Annotated in this window: 12 protein-coding genes and 1 pseudogene; 8 read left to right on the forward strand and 5 right to left on the reverse strand. The window is 64.3% G+C overall.

Annotated elements, in window-relative coordinates; genetic code table 11:
• Window positions 1–120 precede the first annotated feature (120 nt).
• Entirely contained in the window at window positions 121–1,155 is a 1,035-nt protein-coding gene (locus ACNS88_RS00520) for a DUF354 domain-containing protein (RefSeq protein ID WP_435092862.1), read from the reverse strand.
• A gap of 440 nt (window positions 1,156–1,595) precedes the next feature.
• On the opposite strand from ACNS88_RS00520, the gene ACNS88_RS00525 reads away from it, so the two are divergent.
• Entirely contained in the window at window positions 1,596–2,582 is a 987-nt protein-coding gene (locus tag ACNS88_RS00525; RefSeq protein ID WP_435092863.1) for a DUF1616 domain-containing protein, read from the forward strand.
• A gap of 65 nt (window positions 2,583–2,647) precedes the next feature.
• On the opposite strand, the gene ACNS88_RS00530 is transcribed toward ACNS88_RS00525, so the two are convergent.
• Both ACNS88_RS00530 and ACNS88_RS00535 read right to left on the reverse strand, forming a co-directional pair.
• On the reverse strand, window positions 2,648–4,564 hold the full coding sequence (locus ACNS88_RS00530; RefSeq protein WP_435092865.1) for a hypothetical protein: 1,917 nt from the start codon (window positions 4,562–4,564) through the stop codon (window positions 2,648–2,650).
• 114 nt (window positions 4,565–4,678) lie between these two features.
• The gene (locus tag ACNS88_RS00535) at window positions 4,679–5,653 is read right to left on the reverse strand and encodes a glycosyltransferase (RefSeq protein WP_435092867.1); all 975 of its coding nucleotides are present in this window, start codon (window positions 5,651–5,653) and stop codon (window positions 4,679–4,681) included.
• A 584-nt stretch (window positions 5,654–6,237) separates the two neighbouring features.
• Here ACNS88_RS00535 and ACNS88_RS00540 point away from each other — a divergent pair.
• The 7 genes and pseudogenes from ACNS88_RS00540 to ACNS88_RS00570 form a co-directional block, all read left to right on the forward strand.
• A pseudogene (locus ACNS88_RS00540) lies at window positions 6,238–6,360 on the forward strand (YqcI/YcgG family protein); the annotation flags it as partial.
• Window positions 6,359–6,919, forward strand: coding sequence for a cysteine hydrolase family protein (locus tag ACNS88_RS00545; RefSeq protein ID WP_435092869.1), 561 nt, complete (start codon window positions 6,359–6,361; stop codon window positions 6,917–6,919). The pseudogene ACNS88_RS00540 and the gene ACNS88_RS00545, both read left to right, overlap by 2 nt.
• A 57-nt stretch (window positions 6,920–6,976) precedes the next feature.
• Window positions 6,977–7,915: a lipoyl synthase gene (gene lipA, locus ACNS88_RS00550; RefSeq protein ID WP_435092870.1), complete on the forward strand. Its 939-nt coding sequence runs from the start codon at window positions 6,977–6,979 to the stop codon at window positions 7,913–7,915.
• Window positions 7,916–8,021: 106 nt separating this feature from the next.
• Window positions 8,022–9,143 (forward strand): branched-chain amino acid ABC transporter permease, encoded by a 1,122-nt coding sequence (locus tag ACNS88_RS00555; protein WP_435092872.1) that lies wholly within the window; start codon window positions 8,022–8,024, stop codon window positions 9,141–9,143.
• The gene (locus ACNS88_RS00560; RefSeq protein ID WP_435092874.1) at window positions 9,140–10,465 is read left to right on the forward strand and encodes a branched-chain amino acid ABC transporter permease; all 1,326 of its coding nucleotides are present in this window, start codon (window positions 9,140–9,142) and stop codon (window positions 10,463–10,465) included. Before ACNS88_RS00555 ends, ACNS88_RS00560 begins: the two co-directional genes overlap by 4 nt.
• Window positions 10,458–11,372 (forward strand): ABC transporter ATP-binding protein, encoded by a 915-nt coding sequence (locus ACNS88_RS00565; protein WP_435092876.1) that lies wholly within the window; start codon window positions 10,458–10,460, stop codon window positions 11,370–11,372. The genes ACNS88_RS00560 and ACNS88_RS00565 overlap by 8 nt, the downstream gene beginning before the upstream one ends.
• A complete protein-coding gene (locus ACNS88_RS00570) occupies window positions 11,369–12,220 on the forward strand; it encodes an ABC transporter ATP-binding protein (RefSeq protein ID WP_435092878.1) in 852 nt (283 codons plus the stop codon). The genes ACNS88_RS00565 and ACNS88_RS00570 overlap by 4 nt, the downstream gene beginning before the upstream one ends.
• A 237-nt stretch (window positions 12,221–12,457) precedes the next feature.
• Here ACNS88_RS00570 and ACNS88_RS00575 read toward each other — a convergent pair whose 3' ends face one another.
• Complete coding sequence (locus ACNS88_RS00575) at window positions 12,458–13,504, reverse strand: AI-2E family transporter (protein ID WP_435092880.1); 1,047 nt, start codon at window positions 13,502–13,504, stop codon at window positions 12,458–12,460.
• A gap of 266 nt (window positions 13,505–13,770) precedes the next feature.
• A complete protein-coding gene (locus ACNS88_RS00580) occupies window positions 13,771–15,144 on the reverse strand; it encodes an ABC transporter substrate-binding protein (RefSeq protein ID WP_435092882.1) in 1,374 nt (457 codons plus the stop codon).
• Window positions 15,145–15,346 lie beyond the last annotated feature (202 nt).

The following is a 15,346-nucleotide window of genomic DNA, read 5'->3' on the forward strand; positions in this document are numbered from 1 at the left end:
GCCACTGACTATCGTTCAGTTAATTGTTTGGTTATGACACGCTCGATCACTCGTTCGGCGGCTGCGGATCACAACGGCGCAGCCGACTGATGCGCCGAGTGGTATACGAAGGAGTGCCGATCAGCGACGAGACGCCATCTCGCGGATCTGTTCGAGGATGACGGACGTGGTGTCGACCTTGTCCTCGAGGAGTTTTTCGCGTCGACGGCCCCACGTTTCGGCCGCGTATCCGTCGAGTATCGAAACCGCCTTGGACAGCCCCTGCGACTGACGGTCGTCACCGTTGAACTGGAAGACGAGCCCGTACTCGTCGGCCAACTCGTCGATGTATCCCAGACGGATCGGGCTCACGAAAACCGCCGGGGTTCCGAGAACGGCCGATTCGGCCGCCATCGTCGCGCTCTCACCGATGAACAGGTCTGCGTAGCGTAGCACGTGGTGGATCTCCTCGGGCGCCGTCGGCATCAGATACTCGTCGAATCGATCCGGGAGGTCGCTTTCGGACGTGATAATGACGCGGGTCCCCGTCGACTCGAGCTGCTCGATGACTGTCTCGAGCTCGTCGAAGCCGGCGCTACCGATGTCGTGGAGGGCGTTCCAAGCGACGAGGCGAAGCACCACGTACTTCTCGTCGGGGTCGACATCCGCGTCGTCGAACACCGACGGATCGGGCGTGAACCGGTCGGGATGTAGGTACGCCAGCTCGTGGTACCCCGGATACGTCCACTGCTTTTCCCCGATGTCGTCCCGGTAGCAATCGGGGGTACAGATCCGATCCGCGAGCGGGAAGGCGAGCATGTTCTGTATCGTCGCGTCCTCCGTGTCCGTGAATATCAGTCCGTTCGTCCGTAACAGCGTCGAGACATGCGACACCCCCGGTTCGCCCATCCCGACGATGACGTCGGGATCGATCCGCCGGCAGTTGCGGAGGAGGCGACCCTCGTAGAGCGCCTGCGCGACGGCGAGTCCCGCGAAGGAGTTCGTCTCCGGCGCCAGTCGGTTGTATTCGATGCCATACCCGTCGAGCAGGTCCGTCGCGACGTCGTTCTCTCTGACGAACACGAACACGCTGTCGCCCGATTCGACGAGCTCTCGGATCGAGTTCCTGAACAGGTGTACGTGCGCGGGATGCTGGATCGTGTAGGCGACGCGCATTCTCAAGCACTCCCCGCGATGACTCCGTTGTGAGGACGATGTACACGGACGATTTCGGATCGATATTTCATTCCCATTTCGCGATTGTGCCGTATGACCCAAGCCGTGGAAGACGGGCATTGTTATGTATCTGTTAACTGATCGAGCCGGATCGCGATGCATCTGCAGCGATGAATCGTCCGCGCTGAGCGATTCGTGCCGCGAAACAGGACACTCCTAATTATACGGCAACAATCACTACACTCGAAACGCACGCTCTCAACGATCGTCTCGGACGAAACGACGATCGTCCCGAACGAGACGACGAGAGCAGACGACCTCACCGAAAATACGACTCATATGCGAGCACTCACACACGATCCATTTACACACAATCCATTCACGGAGCGCGTGACGACGTCAGGAGAACGCCGCGGCGCTCGACTCCGAGCGATCGACGGATGATTCGAGAGGTTCCCGACGACGTCTGGGCCTCACTGGCCGCCGTCGTCGTTCTCGCCGCCGCGGTCATCCTCGAACCGGGGCCCGGTATCAGAGCCGCTGTCACGCTCTCCATACTCCTGGTCTTACCCGGATACGCTCTTGTGACCGCTCTGTTCCCCGAGAAAGACGGAAGCACTCCACATCCCCACGGCCGACGCGTTCCGAGAAATCTGACCGCATCTCTGATGGGCGAGGATCCGGTCCGGCTCTCGCCGACCGTCCGGTTCGCCCTCTCCGTGGGCACTAGCGTCGCGCTACTCCCGCTGTTGGGACTGCTTACGTCGGCCGTGACCGGGGCGATCACGGCCGAGACGGGTGTAATAACCGTTGCCCTGTTCATCTGTGTCGTCACCGCTGTCGGAACGGTGCGTCGACTCCGGACGCCCGCCGCTGACCGCTACGCGCCGTCGTTCGCGGGGAAGGCGTCGGTTATCGGAGCGAGTGTCTCCGGACGAACGCAGCGGGAATCGATACTCAACGTCGTTCTCGGGATCTCCGTTCTGGTCGCCGTCCTCACCACCGGATTCGTTCTGACTGTCCCCAACGATGGGACGTCCTACTCGACCGCGGCCCTGTACGGGACGAACGACGACGACGAACTCGTCGCGGGAAACCTCCCGGCCGAGATGACCCTGGAACAGACCGAGGAGTTCGTCTTCGTGGTGGACAATTACCACGACCGGAGCGTTGACTACACGGTAGTCGCGAAGTTACAGCGGCAGAGCCCGGAAGGAACGGTGATCGCCGAACGGCAGCTCGATCGGTTCAGCAGAACTGTCGCGGCCGATCAACGGTGGCAGCGTTCACACGAACTGAGCCCGACGTTCACCGGTGAGCGAGTCCGCGTCGTCTACCTCGTGTACGAGGGGGAGCCGCCGGAAGCGCCGACGCGATCGAACGCCGACGTCGAAGTGTACCACCGGCTGACCGTCACGGAGCAATGATGTCAATCGTCACGGTGCAGTGACGCCGACCGTCACGGTGCAGTGACGCCGACCGTCACGTCCCGCTATCGAACCGCCGACGATGCTGAGAGCGTCGGCCGCCCAGGTCCGGAGACGGCGCCGCTGGGGCTTACCGTCGCCGTTTTGTTCGTCGGTTCGATGTAGTAGAGCTGGAAGCCGTCGTTGGAGATGAGTTTGCTCACGCCGGACCGCTTGTCGAGGCGATCGAACCCGCGACTGGTAAACCGGAACCCTTTGTAGACGATGACTTCTCGGTCGTAATCGCGTTGCAGGACAACGAGATAGTGCGGATCGTCGTAGTACGTCGTCATGTTCCCCCGGTTGAACACCTGATCCGGAATCGGCTCATCGGCTCGGTTAATATTCATCTGCTCGCTACCGTTGCGACCGTACACCGCGTCGGCGTAGCGTCCCGTCCCGCCGCGGATTTTCGTGAAGACCACCTCGTCGCTTCGGTGGTCAATGGCGGTCTCGTACCCCGTCAGCTCCATTTCTGTGATGTGGGCCGACTCTTGATAGATATAGGGCGACTGATACACGGAGGCAGCCGATAGAAGCAACATGACCGCGAGGATGGGTCCAGCAACCCCGACAACCGACCGGATGGAAAACCGATCTGCGAGTGCGGTCAAACCGTCCGACAGCATAACCGTCCCGAGTATCGACGCGACCATCGCGAGGAGTCCGATCTGCCGGTAGTGCTGCGTCGTCACGCTCGACAGGAAATATACCAGGAAAATCGCCGTGAGGGCCAAAAACGATACCGAGAGGTATTTGATAACGGCTCGTTTGTTCACGTCTTTCCAGTCGACTCGGCCCGCGTAACTGAGAAGCATCAACAGTCCGGCGGCGATGAAAAACAGGAGCGTCACGAGAAACAGTTTGACGAAGAGTTCCTCGATGCTACCGCCGATATCGGTTAGCGATCTCCCGCGCTGTGTGGCACCGTCGATCGGTGACTCACTGGTTCCGGTGACGAATTGGATGACCCGTTCGATAATGATACTCCCAGGTCCGGTTGCTCGACCGTGTTGCGGCACCCACAGTCCGAAGAGGACCGCAAGGAAGACGGCAGGAGGGTAAGCGAGCCGCTCCGTGTCGATACCGTAATCGCCGAGCCAATCGCCGGCACCCCTGTATATCAGCTGTAGGACTGAGATGGTCACGAACACGACGAGGAGGTTCGCGGCCTGTTGTGGGTGGATGAAGAGGAGGGACGCCACCGCGACGTACAGGAGTGTGGTCCACGGACTGGGCGAAAAGCGGTGCCCCCCGGTGTCAGAGGGGGCCCTGAGATATCGGAACGTCACGAAGAACACGAACGGAAAGAAGAGAATGGCCTGCGTCGTCGGATGCATCATCCGGAAGACGCTTACGTTGTTGACGGGCAAGAAGAGGGCCGCGGCGTAGAGACCGAACGGGACCGCCCAGTCGCTGTCCGAGAGGTAGGCCACACACAGCGGGAGAAAGAGGAGGTACAGAACGAAGTAGACGACGACGGTCAGCTGTCCCGCCCGCGTAAGTTGCACACCGCCAACTTCGGCGAACAAGAGCGCGATGACGTGCGTCGCCGGATAGAGAATATCGAACGGTTGCAAGGCCCCGGTATGGAAGTCGCGAATCCAACCGAGGTGGGTCAGCGAATCCGCCGGACCGAAGAACTGGTAGTTTCTGACGATGGGTATCGAGATGACGGCGACAAAGACGCCGACGGCGAGAAGGAGCGCGATCGTCCGCAGTTGCGGCGATCGGTTGCGATCGAACGCGACGGCCAGCGAGGCCAGACTACCCAGCGCCGTGCAAGCCCAGAAGAGTATCGGTGTCGAGGCGTACGGAGACAGTTCGTATCCCGAGGCCGGTTCGACGTACGCTGCGAGGAGTCCGACCGTGAGTAGTACGAACCCGAGCGTGAGTACGATCTTCGACCGCGTGGCACCGCGACGGCGCTCCCTACGAGACATTCGAGTCCTACGAGACATTCGAATAGATCACATCTGAGGAACCGCCGCTGTCGAATACGAATTGACCCATCTATACTGCGTGCTACGCCGGATTCGTACTTTGTTACGTCCTAGTTATCGGTTCTCGGTCCGTACGTTCTGATCGATATCGGGACACTGCACGCCGACGGACTCGTAGACGTTGAGAATGCGTTCCCTCATGTTCGTGAGGCTCGAGACGTTCCCCGACTCCCGGCCGTCTGACCGGTCGCCGGCGGCGAGAACCGAGCCGAGAGCGTTCACCAATTCCTGGTCGCTCTCGCAGACGTGCGAATGAGAGACGCCGGTGACGCGCTCAGCGACGTCGCCGACGTCCGTCGAAACGATTGGTAGGTTACACGCGAGCGCCTCGCGGACGGCGTTGGGCGACCCCTCCCACTTCGACGTCATGAGGAACGCGTCCGCGGCGTTCATGTAGAGCGGAACTCGTTCGTGCGGGATATCGTAGACAGTCTGTAGCACTACGTTCTCGTCCACCTGACCCGCCGCCTCATCGACGGCTCGCTCCGCGCGAGGGAAGTCCTTGACGTGCCGGTCCGGATCGTATGGAAACAGAACGTGTTTCGCATCGTCGCTCCAACCCACTTCGCGTCTGGCCTCCGCCCGTGGCATCGGCTCGAACAGCTCGAAGTCGATACCGTGCGGGATGACGTTCGCCTCCACGTCCACCGCGTCGTTCATCTCATCGGACATGACGATGACGGCGTCGGCCCGGCGGACGAATCGATCCGTGACCCAGCCGTACTCCCCGAAGACATCGGTTCCCCAGAGCGAGACGACGACGGGCCGGATCGGTTGAGCGAGTGCGAACGGGAGCGTGAGCCCGAAGTTCGCGTGGACCAAGTCGTACTCTCCGGTCGCCAGTTCCGAGAGGACACGTCCGTAGAACACCGCGTACTCGTGTCCTAACCGACGCCCGTCCGCGGGCGGAACTCGGACGACGGTCGACGACACGCCGCTCCGTTCAAGCACCTCCACCTGCTGTCGGAAGAACGGTCGCGGCGTCGTCACGAGTTGCAAGACGTTGACCGACTCCTCGTCGAATCTCATCTGTCGCTCCCAACGGTTCTCGGAAGGGCCCGCAGTCGGGTGTTCGGCGGTTGGGACCGGAACCCATGGTTGAGGCGGTTCGTCCCGCGCCGTCCCATCGGTGGACGGTTCGTTCTCGGACCGGCATGCGGAGACGGGTCGCTCTCGGTGAGACGTGCTCCCGAACTGTCGTCCATCTTCTCTGCGTCTTTTTACCCTGAGGTTATTGTTATGTATCGATTGCGTCGGCTGTCGAGCACACGTCACCGTCCCGAGTGGTGCGACGGCGACTTGCGACTGCGACTTGCGACGGCGACGACCCCGATACATACTGATAACGAGTGGTTAACACCGCCCTCGGATCCGATCAATCCGGGGAGATACCCGGATCGTGGGCGCCAGGACAGCACGCTCAACGCTCATCGCAAGGGTCCCGCGGCCGGGACCGTCCCATGCCAACAGAAATATTGAACACGAGCGAAGGGACGGTGAGACACAGACCTGTGGTGTGTATTTAAATACGCTCCCGGCCCACGAGCGTCGATCCGTTCTCATGCGACGGCGACCGGCGAAAGCCAAAAGCTCGTCTGTCCCCCACGAGTGGTATGAACGAGCCGGGCACTGAGGGCGTGCTGTTGGACCAAGAGGCGCTCCACGATCGGCTCGACGACGCGCCCGGGTGGCTTCAAGAACACTACTGCACCTTCCGCGAGTCGATGCTCGGCGATGACTAAGCACGCTCCGAACGTCGACGACGCCGTCCTCCTCCTGATCGACTTCCAGATCGGGTTCGACGAGCCGGGGTGGGGCGAGCGAAACAACCCCGACGCGGAGTCGGTCGCGGCCGCGCTGCTCGCCCGGTGGCGCGAAGCTGACCGCCCAGTCGCGCACGTGCGACACGCCTCGACCGAGCCCCACTCCCCGCTGCGCCCCGACGCGCCCGGATTCGGGTGGAAGCCGGAGACGGCGCCCGTGGAGAGCGAGCCGACCTTCGAGAAGTCGGTCAACGGCGCCCTCCTCGACTCCGGCCTCGACGAGTGGCTCCGGGAGGCGGGCCACGAGTCGCTCGTTGTCTGCGGGCTCACCACCGACCACTGCGTCTCGACGACGGTCAGAACCGCCGAGAACCGCGGGTACGAGGTCGTCGTGGTCGCTGACGCCACCGCGACCCACGCTCGCGAGGGGTACGACGGGGAGCCGATCGACGGCGACACGTCTCACCGCGTCGCGCTCGCGCACCTCGACGGCGAGTTCGCGACGGTCGTCGAGAGTGACGCTCTCGAGTGACGCCGGGGGCGGTGGGTGGACCCTCACGTTTTTGCACCCGGCCACCGTGGCTCAGGTATGCAACGCGGTCGTCGGAAACCGGACTGGTTGAAGTCGCGTCCCCCGTCCGGCTCCCGGTTCACGGAGATCAAAGAGCGCCTCCGCGAGCGCGACCTCCACACCGTCTGTGAGGAGGCCAACTGCCCGAACATGGGCGAGTGCTGGTCGGGCCGGGACGGACCGGGAACGGCGACGTTCATGCTGATGGGCGACCGCTGCTCGCGCGGGTGTAACTTCTGTGACGTGGAGACGGGCGGGATGGAGGCGCTCGACCCGGACGAGCCCGAGAACGTCGCCGAGGCGGTGACCAAGATCGGCCTCGACTACGTCGTCTTGACCTCCGTCGACCGCGACGACCTCGCGGACGGCGGATCCGCGCACTTCGCCGAGACGATCCGCGCGATCAAGCGACGGGACCCGGAGATCCTCGTCGAGACGCTCATCCCCGACTTTCAGGGCGACCCCGAAGCCATCGACCGCATTATCGACGCCGGGCCGGACGTGATCGCGCACAACGTCGAGACGGTCGAGCGGCTCCAGTGGCCGGTCCGAGACCGCCGGGCGAACTACGAGCAGTCGCTCGCGGTGCTCGATCAGGTGGACCGAGAGTCGGATATTCACACCAAAACGAGCCTCATGCTCGGCGTCGGCGAGTACGACCACGAGGTGTACCGGACCCTCGGCGACCTCCGTGAGGTCGGCGTCGACGTGGTCACGTTCGGACAGTACCTCCAGCCCTCGCGCTCGCACCTCGACGTGTTCGACTACGTCCACCCCGACGTCTTCGAGACGTGGCGCGCGGTCGCCGAGACGGAGTTCGACTTCCTGTACTGCGCCTCGGGACCGATGGTCCGATCCTCGTACAAGGCCGGCGAGCTGTTCGTCGAGGCGCTGCTCCGCGAGGGGCGCGCCCCCGAAGACGCCCGGCGCCACGCGCGGGCCGCGGGCGGCGACTGAAACGAACACGTCCCTTGCTGTCAACGACGTTTGAGGTCTCTACTTTTGTCGAAACAGCGAGTTATTTACCTCTCGGTATCTGACGCTGCGTCAGTGAGACGCACACATGGGAACAACTGAATCGTCGATCGTCGACTCGGTGCGGGCCCGGCCGGGGGTGCTCCTCGTCGCCCTCCTCGGTGGGCTGCTCCTCGTCGACCTCGCTGCGAAGCTCGCCGGGCTCTCGCTCGGTCCGATCGGTGGGGCGCTCTCGACCGATCGACTCGGCTCGAACCTCTGGAACGGAGTCGTGATCGGGCTCGTAATCGGGCTCGCCGGAATCGGACTCTCGATGACGTACAGCATCCTCTCGTTCGCGAACTTCTCGCACGGCGACCTGCTCAGCACCGGGGCGTTCACCGGCTGGGGCGTCGCGTTCCTGATCGCCGGATTCGGCGACATCCCGATCCGGTCACTGCTGACGGTCCGGGACGCCGGGGGCGCGACCGCCGGCGATATCGGAGCGCACATCCTCTCGACGCCGATCGCGATACTCGTCGGGCTGCTCGCGGCGTTTGCGATCACCGCCGCCGTCGCCCTGGCGCTCGACCGCGTGTTCTACAAGCCGATGCGGGACCGCGACGGGATCTCGATCCTCATCGCGTCGATCGGCGCCGCGCTGATCGTCCGGTACGCGATCCAGTTCGTCTACGGCTCCGACCGGCGCGGCGTCACGGCGGCCATCGACGCCTCGAATCTGGCGTTCGGCCCGCTCGGGCTCTCCGTTAACGCCCACGAACTGACCATCGTCGTCGCCGCGGTCGGACTCATGCTCGCGATGCACTTCATGCTCCAGCGAACGAAGCTCGGCACTGCGATGCGGGCGATGGCCGACAACAAGGACCTCGCGCTGGTGACCGGGATTCCGGCCGAGCGCGTCGTCACCGCGACGTGGATCATCGGCGGCGGGCTCGCGGGCGCCTCGGGGTACCTCTACGTGCTGCTCCGTGGCACGATCCAGTTCGACTTCGGCTGGCTGCTGCTCCTCTTGATCTTCGCGGCCGTGATCCTCGGCGGAATCGGCTCGGTGTACGGCGCGATCGCCGGCGGGCTCGTCATCGGGATCGTCTTCACGACCTCGACGATCTGGATCCCGTCAGACTTCAACGAGGCAGCCGCCTTCGCCGTGATGATCGTCATGCTCCTGTTACGCCCCGAGGGGCTCTTCGGAGGTGTTTCGACCGCATGAGCGACGCTTCACCGCCGTCTGACGGCGCGGAGCCGCCTGAGAGCGCGACCGCCGCCCTGATCGATTCCGCCCGGCGGAGCGACCTCGGTCTCGTGCTCGGGACGCTGCTCCTCGTCTACCTCGCCGCCGCGGTGCTCACGTTCACCGACGGGCTCAACAGCGTGGTGGGCCTGATGCGCACGCTGACGTTCCTCGGGCTCGTCTACGCGCTCGCCGCGCTCGCGCTGAACCTCCAGTGGGGCTACGCCGGACTGTTCAACATCGGCGTCGCCGGGTTCATGGCGCTCGGCGTCTACACGATGGGGATCGTCGTCCGGTCCCCCGACCCGGCGTTCGGCCCGCCCGGATTCGGGCTCCCGCTCCCGGTCGGCATCGCCGCCGGGATGCTGGTGGCCGCGGTCGTCGGCCTGCTCGCCGCGCTCCCGGCGCTCCGGCTCAAGGCCGACTACCTCGCGATCGTCACGCTCGGCATCTCGGAGATCGTTCGACTCTTCCTCCAGTCGAGCGCGTTCGACACGTTCCTCAGAGACACGCTCGGCGTCGGCACCGGCGGCGGGAGCGGGATGGGGATGCCGCAGAACCCGGTCCGCGAGCTGTTCCTCGTCGACGGGCAGGCCGGAACGCCGACGGCCCTCGGCGACTTCGTCTTCGGCGTTCTCGGCGAGAGCGGGCTCGGAATCGCCAACACCATCCTCATCGACTGGGGATACATCACCGTGCTCGCCGTCTTCGTGATCGCCTTCTACGTCCTGCTCGAACGGCTCGGCCGGTCGCCGTTCGGTCGGACGCTCAAGGCGATCCGAGAGGACGAGCTCGTCGCGGACTCGCTCGGGAAGAACGTGGACCTGATCAAGATCAAGGTGTTCGTGATCGGCTGTGCGCTGATGGGGTTAGCGGGGATCCTCTGGTTCGGCAGTCAGGGTAACGTCTCGCCGACGCCGCAGTTCATGCCCCTCTTGACGTTCTACGTCTTCGTCGCCGTCATCATCGGCGGGTCCGGGTCGAACGCCGGCTCGGTCCTCGGCGGGATCGTCTTCGCGACGGTCCTCTTCGAGGGACCGCGTCGGGTCGGATCCGCGGTCCGCGGGATCATCGACGCCGAGACGCCCCCGTCGTTCGCGGACGCGGTCGCCACGCTCGACCCGACGGCGTTCCTCGCGTTCGCGACCGACAACATCGCGCCGCTTCAGTTCGTCTTCCTCGGGCTCATCCTGGTGTTCATTATGCACCGGCGGCCCGACGGAATCCTCGGCGACCGGATCGAGACGGCCGCGGCCGTCAACCTCTCGGAGCGCCCCAGTGGGGGTGAGACCGATGAGTAGCGACATCCCGGACGCGTCCGATGTCGACGACGCGGCGGACGCGAACGCGGTCGACGCGAACGCGGCAGACACGATCTCCGACGAGCCCGAGGCGAACGACAGCGCGGTCGAGGAGGCGGCGAAACACGTCCCCGCCGGGGCGCCGCCGCTCCGCGTCGAGGGGCTCGTCAAGCGCTTCGGGGGCGTCACCGCCGTCGACGGCGCCTCCTTCGAGGTCGAACAGGGGTCGCTGACGGGGCTGATCGGTCCCAACGGCGCCGGGAAGTCGACCACGTTCAACTGCATCACCGGCGTCCACGAGCCGACGGCCGGGTCCGTGTACTTCAAAGGCGAGGACGTTACCGGACTGGAACCGTTCCGGATGGCCCGGAAAGGGCTCGTCCGGACCTTCCAGATCGCCCGCGAGCTAGAGGAGATGACCGTCCTGGAGAACCTGATGCTCGCGCCGAAAGGGCAGATCGGCGAGTCGGCGATCCGGGCGGTCACGCCGGGACTTCGCGGCGAGGTCGTCGAACAGGAAGAGGCGATCCGCGAGCGCGCCTGGGAGACCCTCGACTTTTTCGAGATCGACCATCTTGCGACCGAACACGCCGGCAACCTCTCCGGGGGACAGCGGAAGCTCCTCGAAATGGCCCGCGCGCTCATGACCGACCCGGAGGTGGTCCTGCTCGACGAGCCCCTCGCGGGAGTGAATCCCACGTTGGAAGAGAAGCTTCTCGACCGGATCCACCAGCTGCGCACGGACGGCTACACGTTCCTCCTCGTCGAACACGACATGGACGTCATCATGAACAACTGCGAACACGTTATCGTCATGCACCAGGGCAGCGTTCTCGCCGAGGGGACCGGCGACGAGATACGGAACAACGAACGGGTCATCGAGGCGTACCTGGGGGAGGACATATGAGCGTCGAAGAAGGCGATGCCACCGACGAAACGGCCGGTGGCGAGCCCGGCGGCTCCGCCGGCGACGACGAGTCCGGCGGCCCGGACGGGGCGCCTCCCGCCGCCGCCACCGTCGACGCGGGAACGACTCACACGCTCGACGGCGACGCGATACTCCGGCTCCGCGACCTCGACGCCGGCTACGGCGACCTGCAGATCCTCTCTGGCGTCGACCTCGACGTCGCCGACGGGGAGTACGTCACCATCGTCGGCCCCAACGGGGCCGGCAAGTCGACGGTGATGAAGACCGTCTTCGGGCTCACGACGTACATGGACGGGACCGTGGAGTTCGAGGGCGAGTCGATCCACGGGCTCGCGCCCGAGCAGATCATCCGCGAGGGGATCGGGTTCGTCCCGCAGACGGACAACGTCTTCCCGGGACTGAGCGTGCGCGAGAACCTCGAAATGGGCGCGTACATCCTCGACAGCGTTCCCGAAGACCAGATCGAAGAGATCTACGACCGCTTCCCCATCCTCCGGGAACGGAAGGGGCAGAAGGCCGGGACGCTTTCGGGCGGCCAGCGGCAGATGGTCGCGATGGGGCGGGCGCTCATGCTCAACCCGGACCTCCTGTTGCTCGACGAGCCGTCGGCGGGGCTCGCGCCCGACCTCGTCGCCGACATGTTCGATCGGATCGACCGCATCAACGACTCGGGGACGGCGGTGCTCATGGTCGAGCAGAACGCCAAGGAGGCGCTCCGACGCTGTGACCGGGGCTACGTTCTCGTCAACGGCGAGAATCGGTACACCGACCGCGGGGAGGCGTTGCTCGGCGACGAGGACGTCCGGAAGGACTTCCTCGGCGGGTAGCTCGGTCGTCGGGCTCCCGGCCCGCGGGACGTTTGGTCGGCGACCGGTTCGCTCTGTGAGGTTCCAACCGGCTCTGTTGCACTCCTCAGTCGGTGGCGCATCCTGCCCCGATTGCGGTGGGTACGGGACCGGCGTGCCGATCAACAGATTGACCGCGGGGAGACCGGACGGATACTCGCGAAGGGGTTCCGCGAAACAACGATTCGGAACCGGAGTCGTCCGACGGACCGCGTTCCATCACCTTGCTTCCGGGTCCGATCCCAGGAGCACTGGGAGGACGTCCCGCAGGAAGTGGACGAAGACGACCAGTACGATCGGCGCGAAGAACACCCCGTACCAGCCGAACGCCACGACACCGAGAACGTACGTCAGGAGGAGCAGGCCCATATTGAGTTCGCCCTTCGAGACGTACGACCGGATGAAGAAGTCCGGAATGACGTCGACGACGACTAGCGTTACGAGGAAGAAGACGACCGGGAACCAGAGTGACCCCTCGCCTTTAGACACGACTTGCCAAACGAGGTAGCCGGTGTACGGGTAGTAGATGAGCTTCATACCGATGGCCGGGATGAGCGTCGCCACACCGGTCACGAGTCCCAAGAGAACCGGGAACTGGACCCCCATCCCGGTCGGAGCGATGACGTCCAAGGCGTAGTAGGTACTGACGGCGAGGAGGCCGCTCGCACCGATCGTAATGAGGTTGCCCGTGTAGATCGTCGTGAGGTCGTCGTCCACCCGTTCGGCGAAGGTCACGACGGCGGGCTGGTTCTCGAAGCTCCGACGGAACCAGTGTGCGATCTTGTAATCGTCTCGCAGGAGGTAGAACGCGAGCGTGAAGCTGACGAAGAGACGTAACAACCAGGCTGTGGCCGAACTGGCGAATCCCTGCGCCCTGGAGGCGTTGTCACGGAGGATACCGAACAGCCCCTGTTCTTCGGACCCCGACACGATGTCAACGTAGGGGGCTAACACCGTCCTGAGCTGTTCGAGATTTGCGACTGCGAAAAACCGGTCGGCCTCGCGGACCCCGACGAACGCGGCATACGTGAGGATGAGGAGGATCGGCAGGCCGACGGTCAGGAGGGTAACCGTCGCACTGAGGTCCGGATGTTCGGTCCACTGGTCGATCCATCGGTAAATCGGCCGTGTCGCGTAGTAGAGAAAAACGCCGATCACGATGGCGCCGACGAACGAGTAGAGAACGAACGCCACCATCGCTGTGATCAGGACACCGATGAGGATCCAGGCGGCCGAATCGTGACGGTCTCGCAGAGAGGACACCATACGGCCCTGTTTACTTCAAGGGGGAAAACAGCCGTCTGTATTGACACTCTTCCTCAAAACCGATCGTTGCCGGATGGCTCTTGTGGCCCGGTTCGGACTACACAGCTACTACATCCCGCCTATGACTCGCAGATAGCGCTCGCTGCTGTCGGTTCGCAACTCGCAGCGCCACGCTACTCGGACGAGACGCGCTCCGACGACTCGGCTGTCGACGAGTGAAAAAACGGAACCGGAACGCTCGACGCCCGACAGTCGCTACGGGACGCTTACTGGTTCAGGACGCTCGACCACTGGCTGGTGTACGTCGCCTGCGCCGGCTCGAAGGAGACGCGGTCCGTGATCGTCCCGTCGCTGTCCTCGAAGGAGGCCACGTACTGTTCCTCGAGCGACTGCCCGTAGGCGTCGTTGAGGTACAGCGTTCCGGAGGATTCGGCGCCGACCAGCTCGCCCATCGCGAGCTCGGCCATCGCCGGGCCCTGCAGGAGGTCGGACGGCGCAGTCCGGAAGATGTAGCCGTTGTCGTCCAGGTCGGTCACGTCCGGACTCGTCGAGGACGGCGAGATGCCGACGACGCCGTTCGGGATGTACACCCGGTCGGCCACCTGAAGGTTCACGTTCGAGGAGGCTGGGCCGACGACGGCACCGTAGCCGGCGTCGACGAGCGCGTTCGCGCCCGAAATCCCCGCCTGCGGGTCGGTCTGGGTGTCCTCGACGCGGGTGTCCACCGTGACGCTCAGTCCGGCGTCGTTGACCTGCGTCGCGGCGAGCAGCGCGCCGTCGCGGATCGGGCCGCCGAGCGGACCGAGATCGCCGGTCTCGGGCATCAACACGCCGATCATCGCCTCGAACTCGTCGACGCCGACGGGGTCGGCCGCCGTCGCGTTCTGATCCTCTTCCGAGAGATCTTTGCCGAACTCCAGGGTGTCGAGCGTGGTGATTTCGCCGTCCTGGAAGTCCTGAACGTCGTACGCCGCGGTGGCGATGTCGCCGTTCACGTCGAAGTCGACGCTCGACGACGCGCCGACGTAGTGGACGGGGTCGCCTGCGGCGACAGTTTCGACCGCCTCGGGGAGGGTCTCCGGGCCGAACTCCTCACCGCCGGGGTTCGCGACGGTCCGGACTCGGTCGCGGATGGCCTCGCCGTCGTTCTCGCCCGCGGCGGTTGCCGCGAGGATCTCGACCGCCATCGCGTCGTACGCCTGCGCGGTGAACACGCCCGGCTCAGTGTCGTACTCGTCCTCGTACAAACTGGCGAAGAACTCCGCGCCCGGGCCGTCGGCGGACGGCGCTGTCCCGATGACGTTGTTCATGTCGTTGTCGACCTCGCCGGGGAGACCGGAGTCGATCAGCCCGTCGGGCACGATGATGTCGAGCTCGGGTACGTCGCTGGCGAAGTCGGAATAAAAGTCGCGGAACAGCTGGATGCCGGACTCCGGGAAGCCGACGACCATCACGGCGTCTGGCGCGCTGTCGCCGGACCCGCCGTCGCTTCCGTCGGAGCCGTCAGAACCGTCGCTTCCGTCGGAGCCGTCAGAACTGTCGCTTCCGTCGCCGCTCTCGGTTGAGCAACCGGCAAGTGCCGCGATGCCGGCAACTCCGGCGCCTTTGAGTACGTCGCGTCGCTGTATCCTTCGCGTCATTCTGATACGTTATACCATACGTGAGTTTATAAGAGTATCCACGCCCACAAATACCACTTCGAACTGATTGATTCTAATTTAAAGGGGCTCAGACCGTTCGAGCCGCCGACTATCGGCGTCTGCGAGGAATGATTGACCGACGCGAGTTAGTCACTCGTTATAGGGAGCTATCATGTCTGACCACCGGGGCGCTTTGACCATG

The sequence above is a fragment of the Halorubrum shenae genome (assembly GCF_051194165.1).
Taxonomy (GTDB): Archaea; Halobacteriota; Halobacteria; order Halobacteriales; family Haloferacaceae; genus Halorubrum.

Bases quoted from the DNA above. Each gene is read 5' to 3' on its own strand.
- ACNS88_RS00580 (WP_435092882.1), bottom strand. From the start codon at position 15,144: ATGACGCGAAGGATACAGCGACGCGACGTACTCAAAGGCGCCGGAGTT.
- ACNS88_RS00530 (WP_435092865.1), bottom strand. From the start codon at position 4,564: ATGTCTCGTAGGGAGCGCCGTCGCGGTGCCACGCGGTCGAAGATCGTA.
- ACNS88_RS00520 (WP_435092862.1), bottom strand. From the start codon at position 1,155: ATGCGCGTCGCCTACACGATCCAGCATCCCGCGCACGTACACCTGTTC.
- lipA (WP_435092870.1), top strand. From the start codon at position 6,977: ATGCAACGCGGTCGTCGGAAACCGGACTGGTTGAAGTCGCGTCCCCCG.
- ACNS88_RS00565 (WP_435092876.1), top strand. From the start codon at position 10,458: ATGAGTAGCGACATCCCGGACGCGTCCGATGTCGACGACGCGGCGGAC.
- ACNS88_RS00555 (WP_435092872.1), top strand. From the start codon at position 8,022: ATGGGAACAACTGAATCGTCGATCGTCGACTCGGTGCGGGCCCGGCCG.
- ACNS88_RS00570 (WP_435092878.1), top strand. From the start codon at position 11,369: ATGAGCGTCGAAGAAGGCGATGCCACCGACGAAACGGCCGGTGGCGAG.
- ACNS88_RS00545 (WP_435092869.1), top strand. From the start codon at position 6,359: ATGACTAAGCACGCTCCGAACGTCGACGACGCCGTCCTCCTCCTGATC.
- ACNS88_RS00575 (WP_435092880.1), bottom strand. From the start codon at position 13,504: ATGGTGTCCTCTCTGCGAGACCGTCACGATTCGGCCGCCTGGATCCTC.
- ACNS88_RS00525 (WP_435092863.1), top strand. From the start codon at position 1,596: ATGATTCGAGAGGTTCCCGACGACGTCTGGGCCTCACTGGCCGCCGTC.
- ACNS88_RS00560 (WP_435092874.1), top strand. From the start codon at position 9,140: ATGAGCGACGCTTCACCGCCGTCTGACGGCGCGGAGCCGCCTGAGAGC.
- ACNS88_RS00535 (WP_435092867.1), bottom strand. From the start codon at position 5,653: ATGAGATTCGACGAGGAGTCGGTCAACGTCTTGCAACTCGTGACGACG.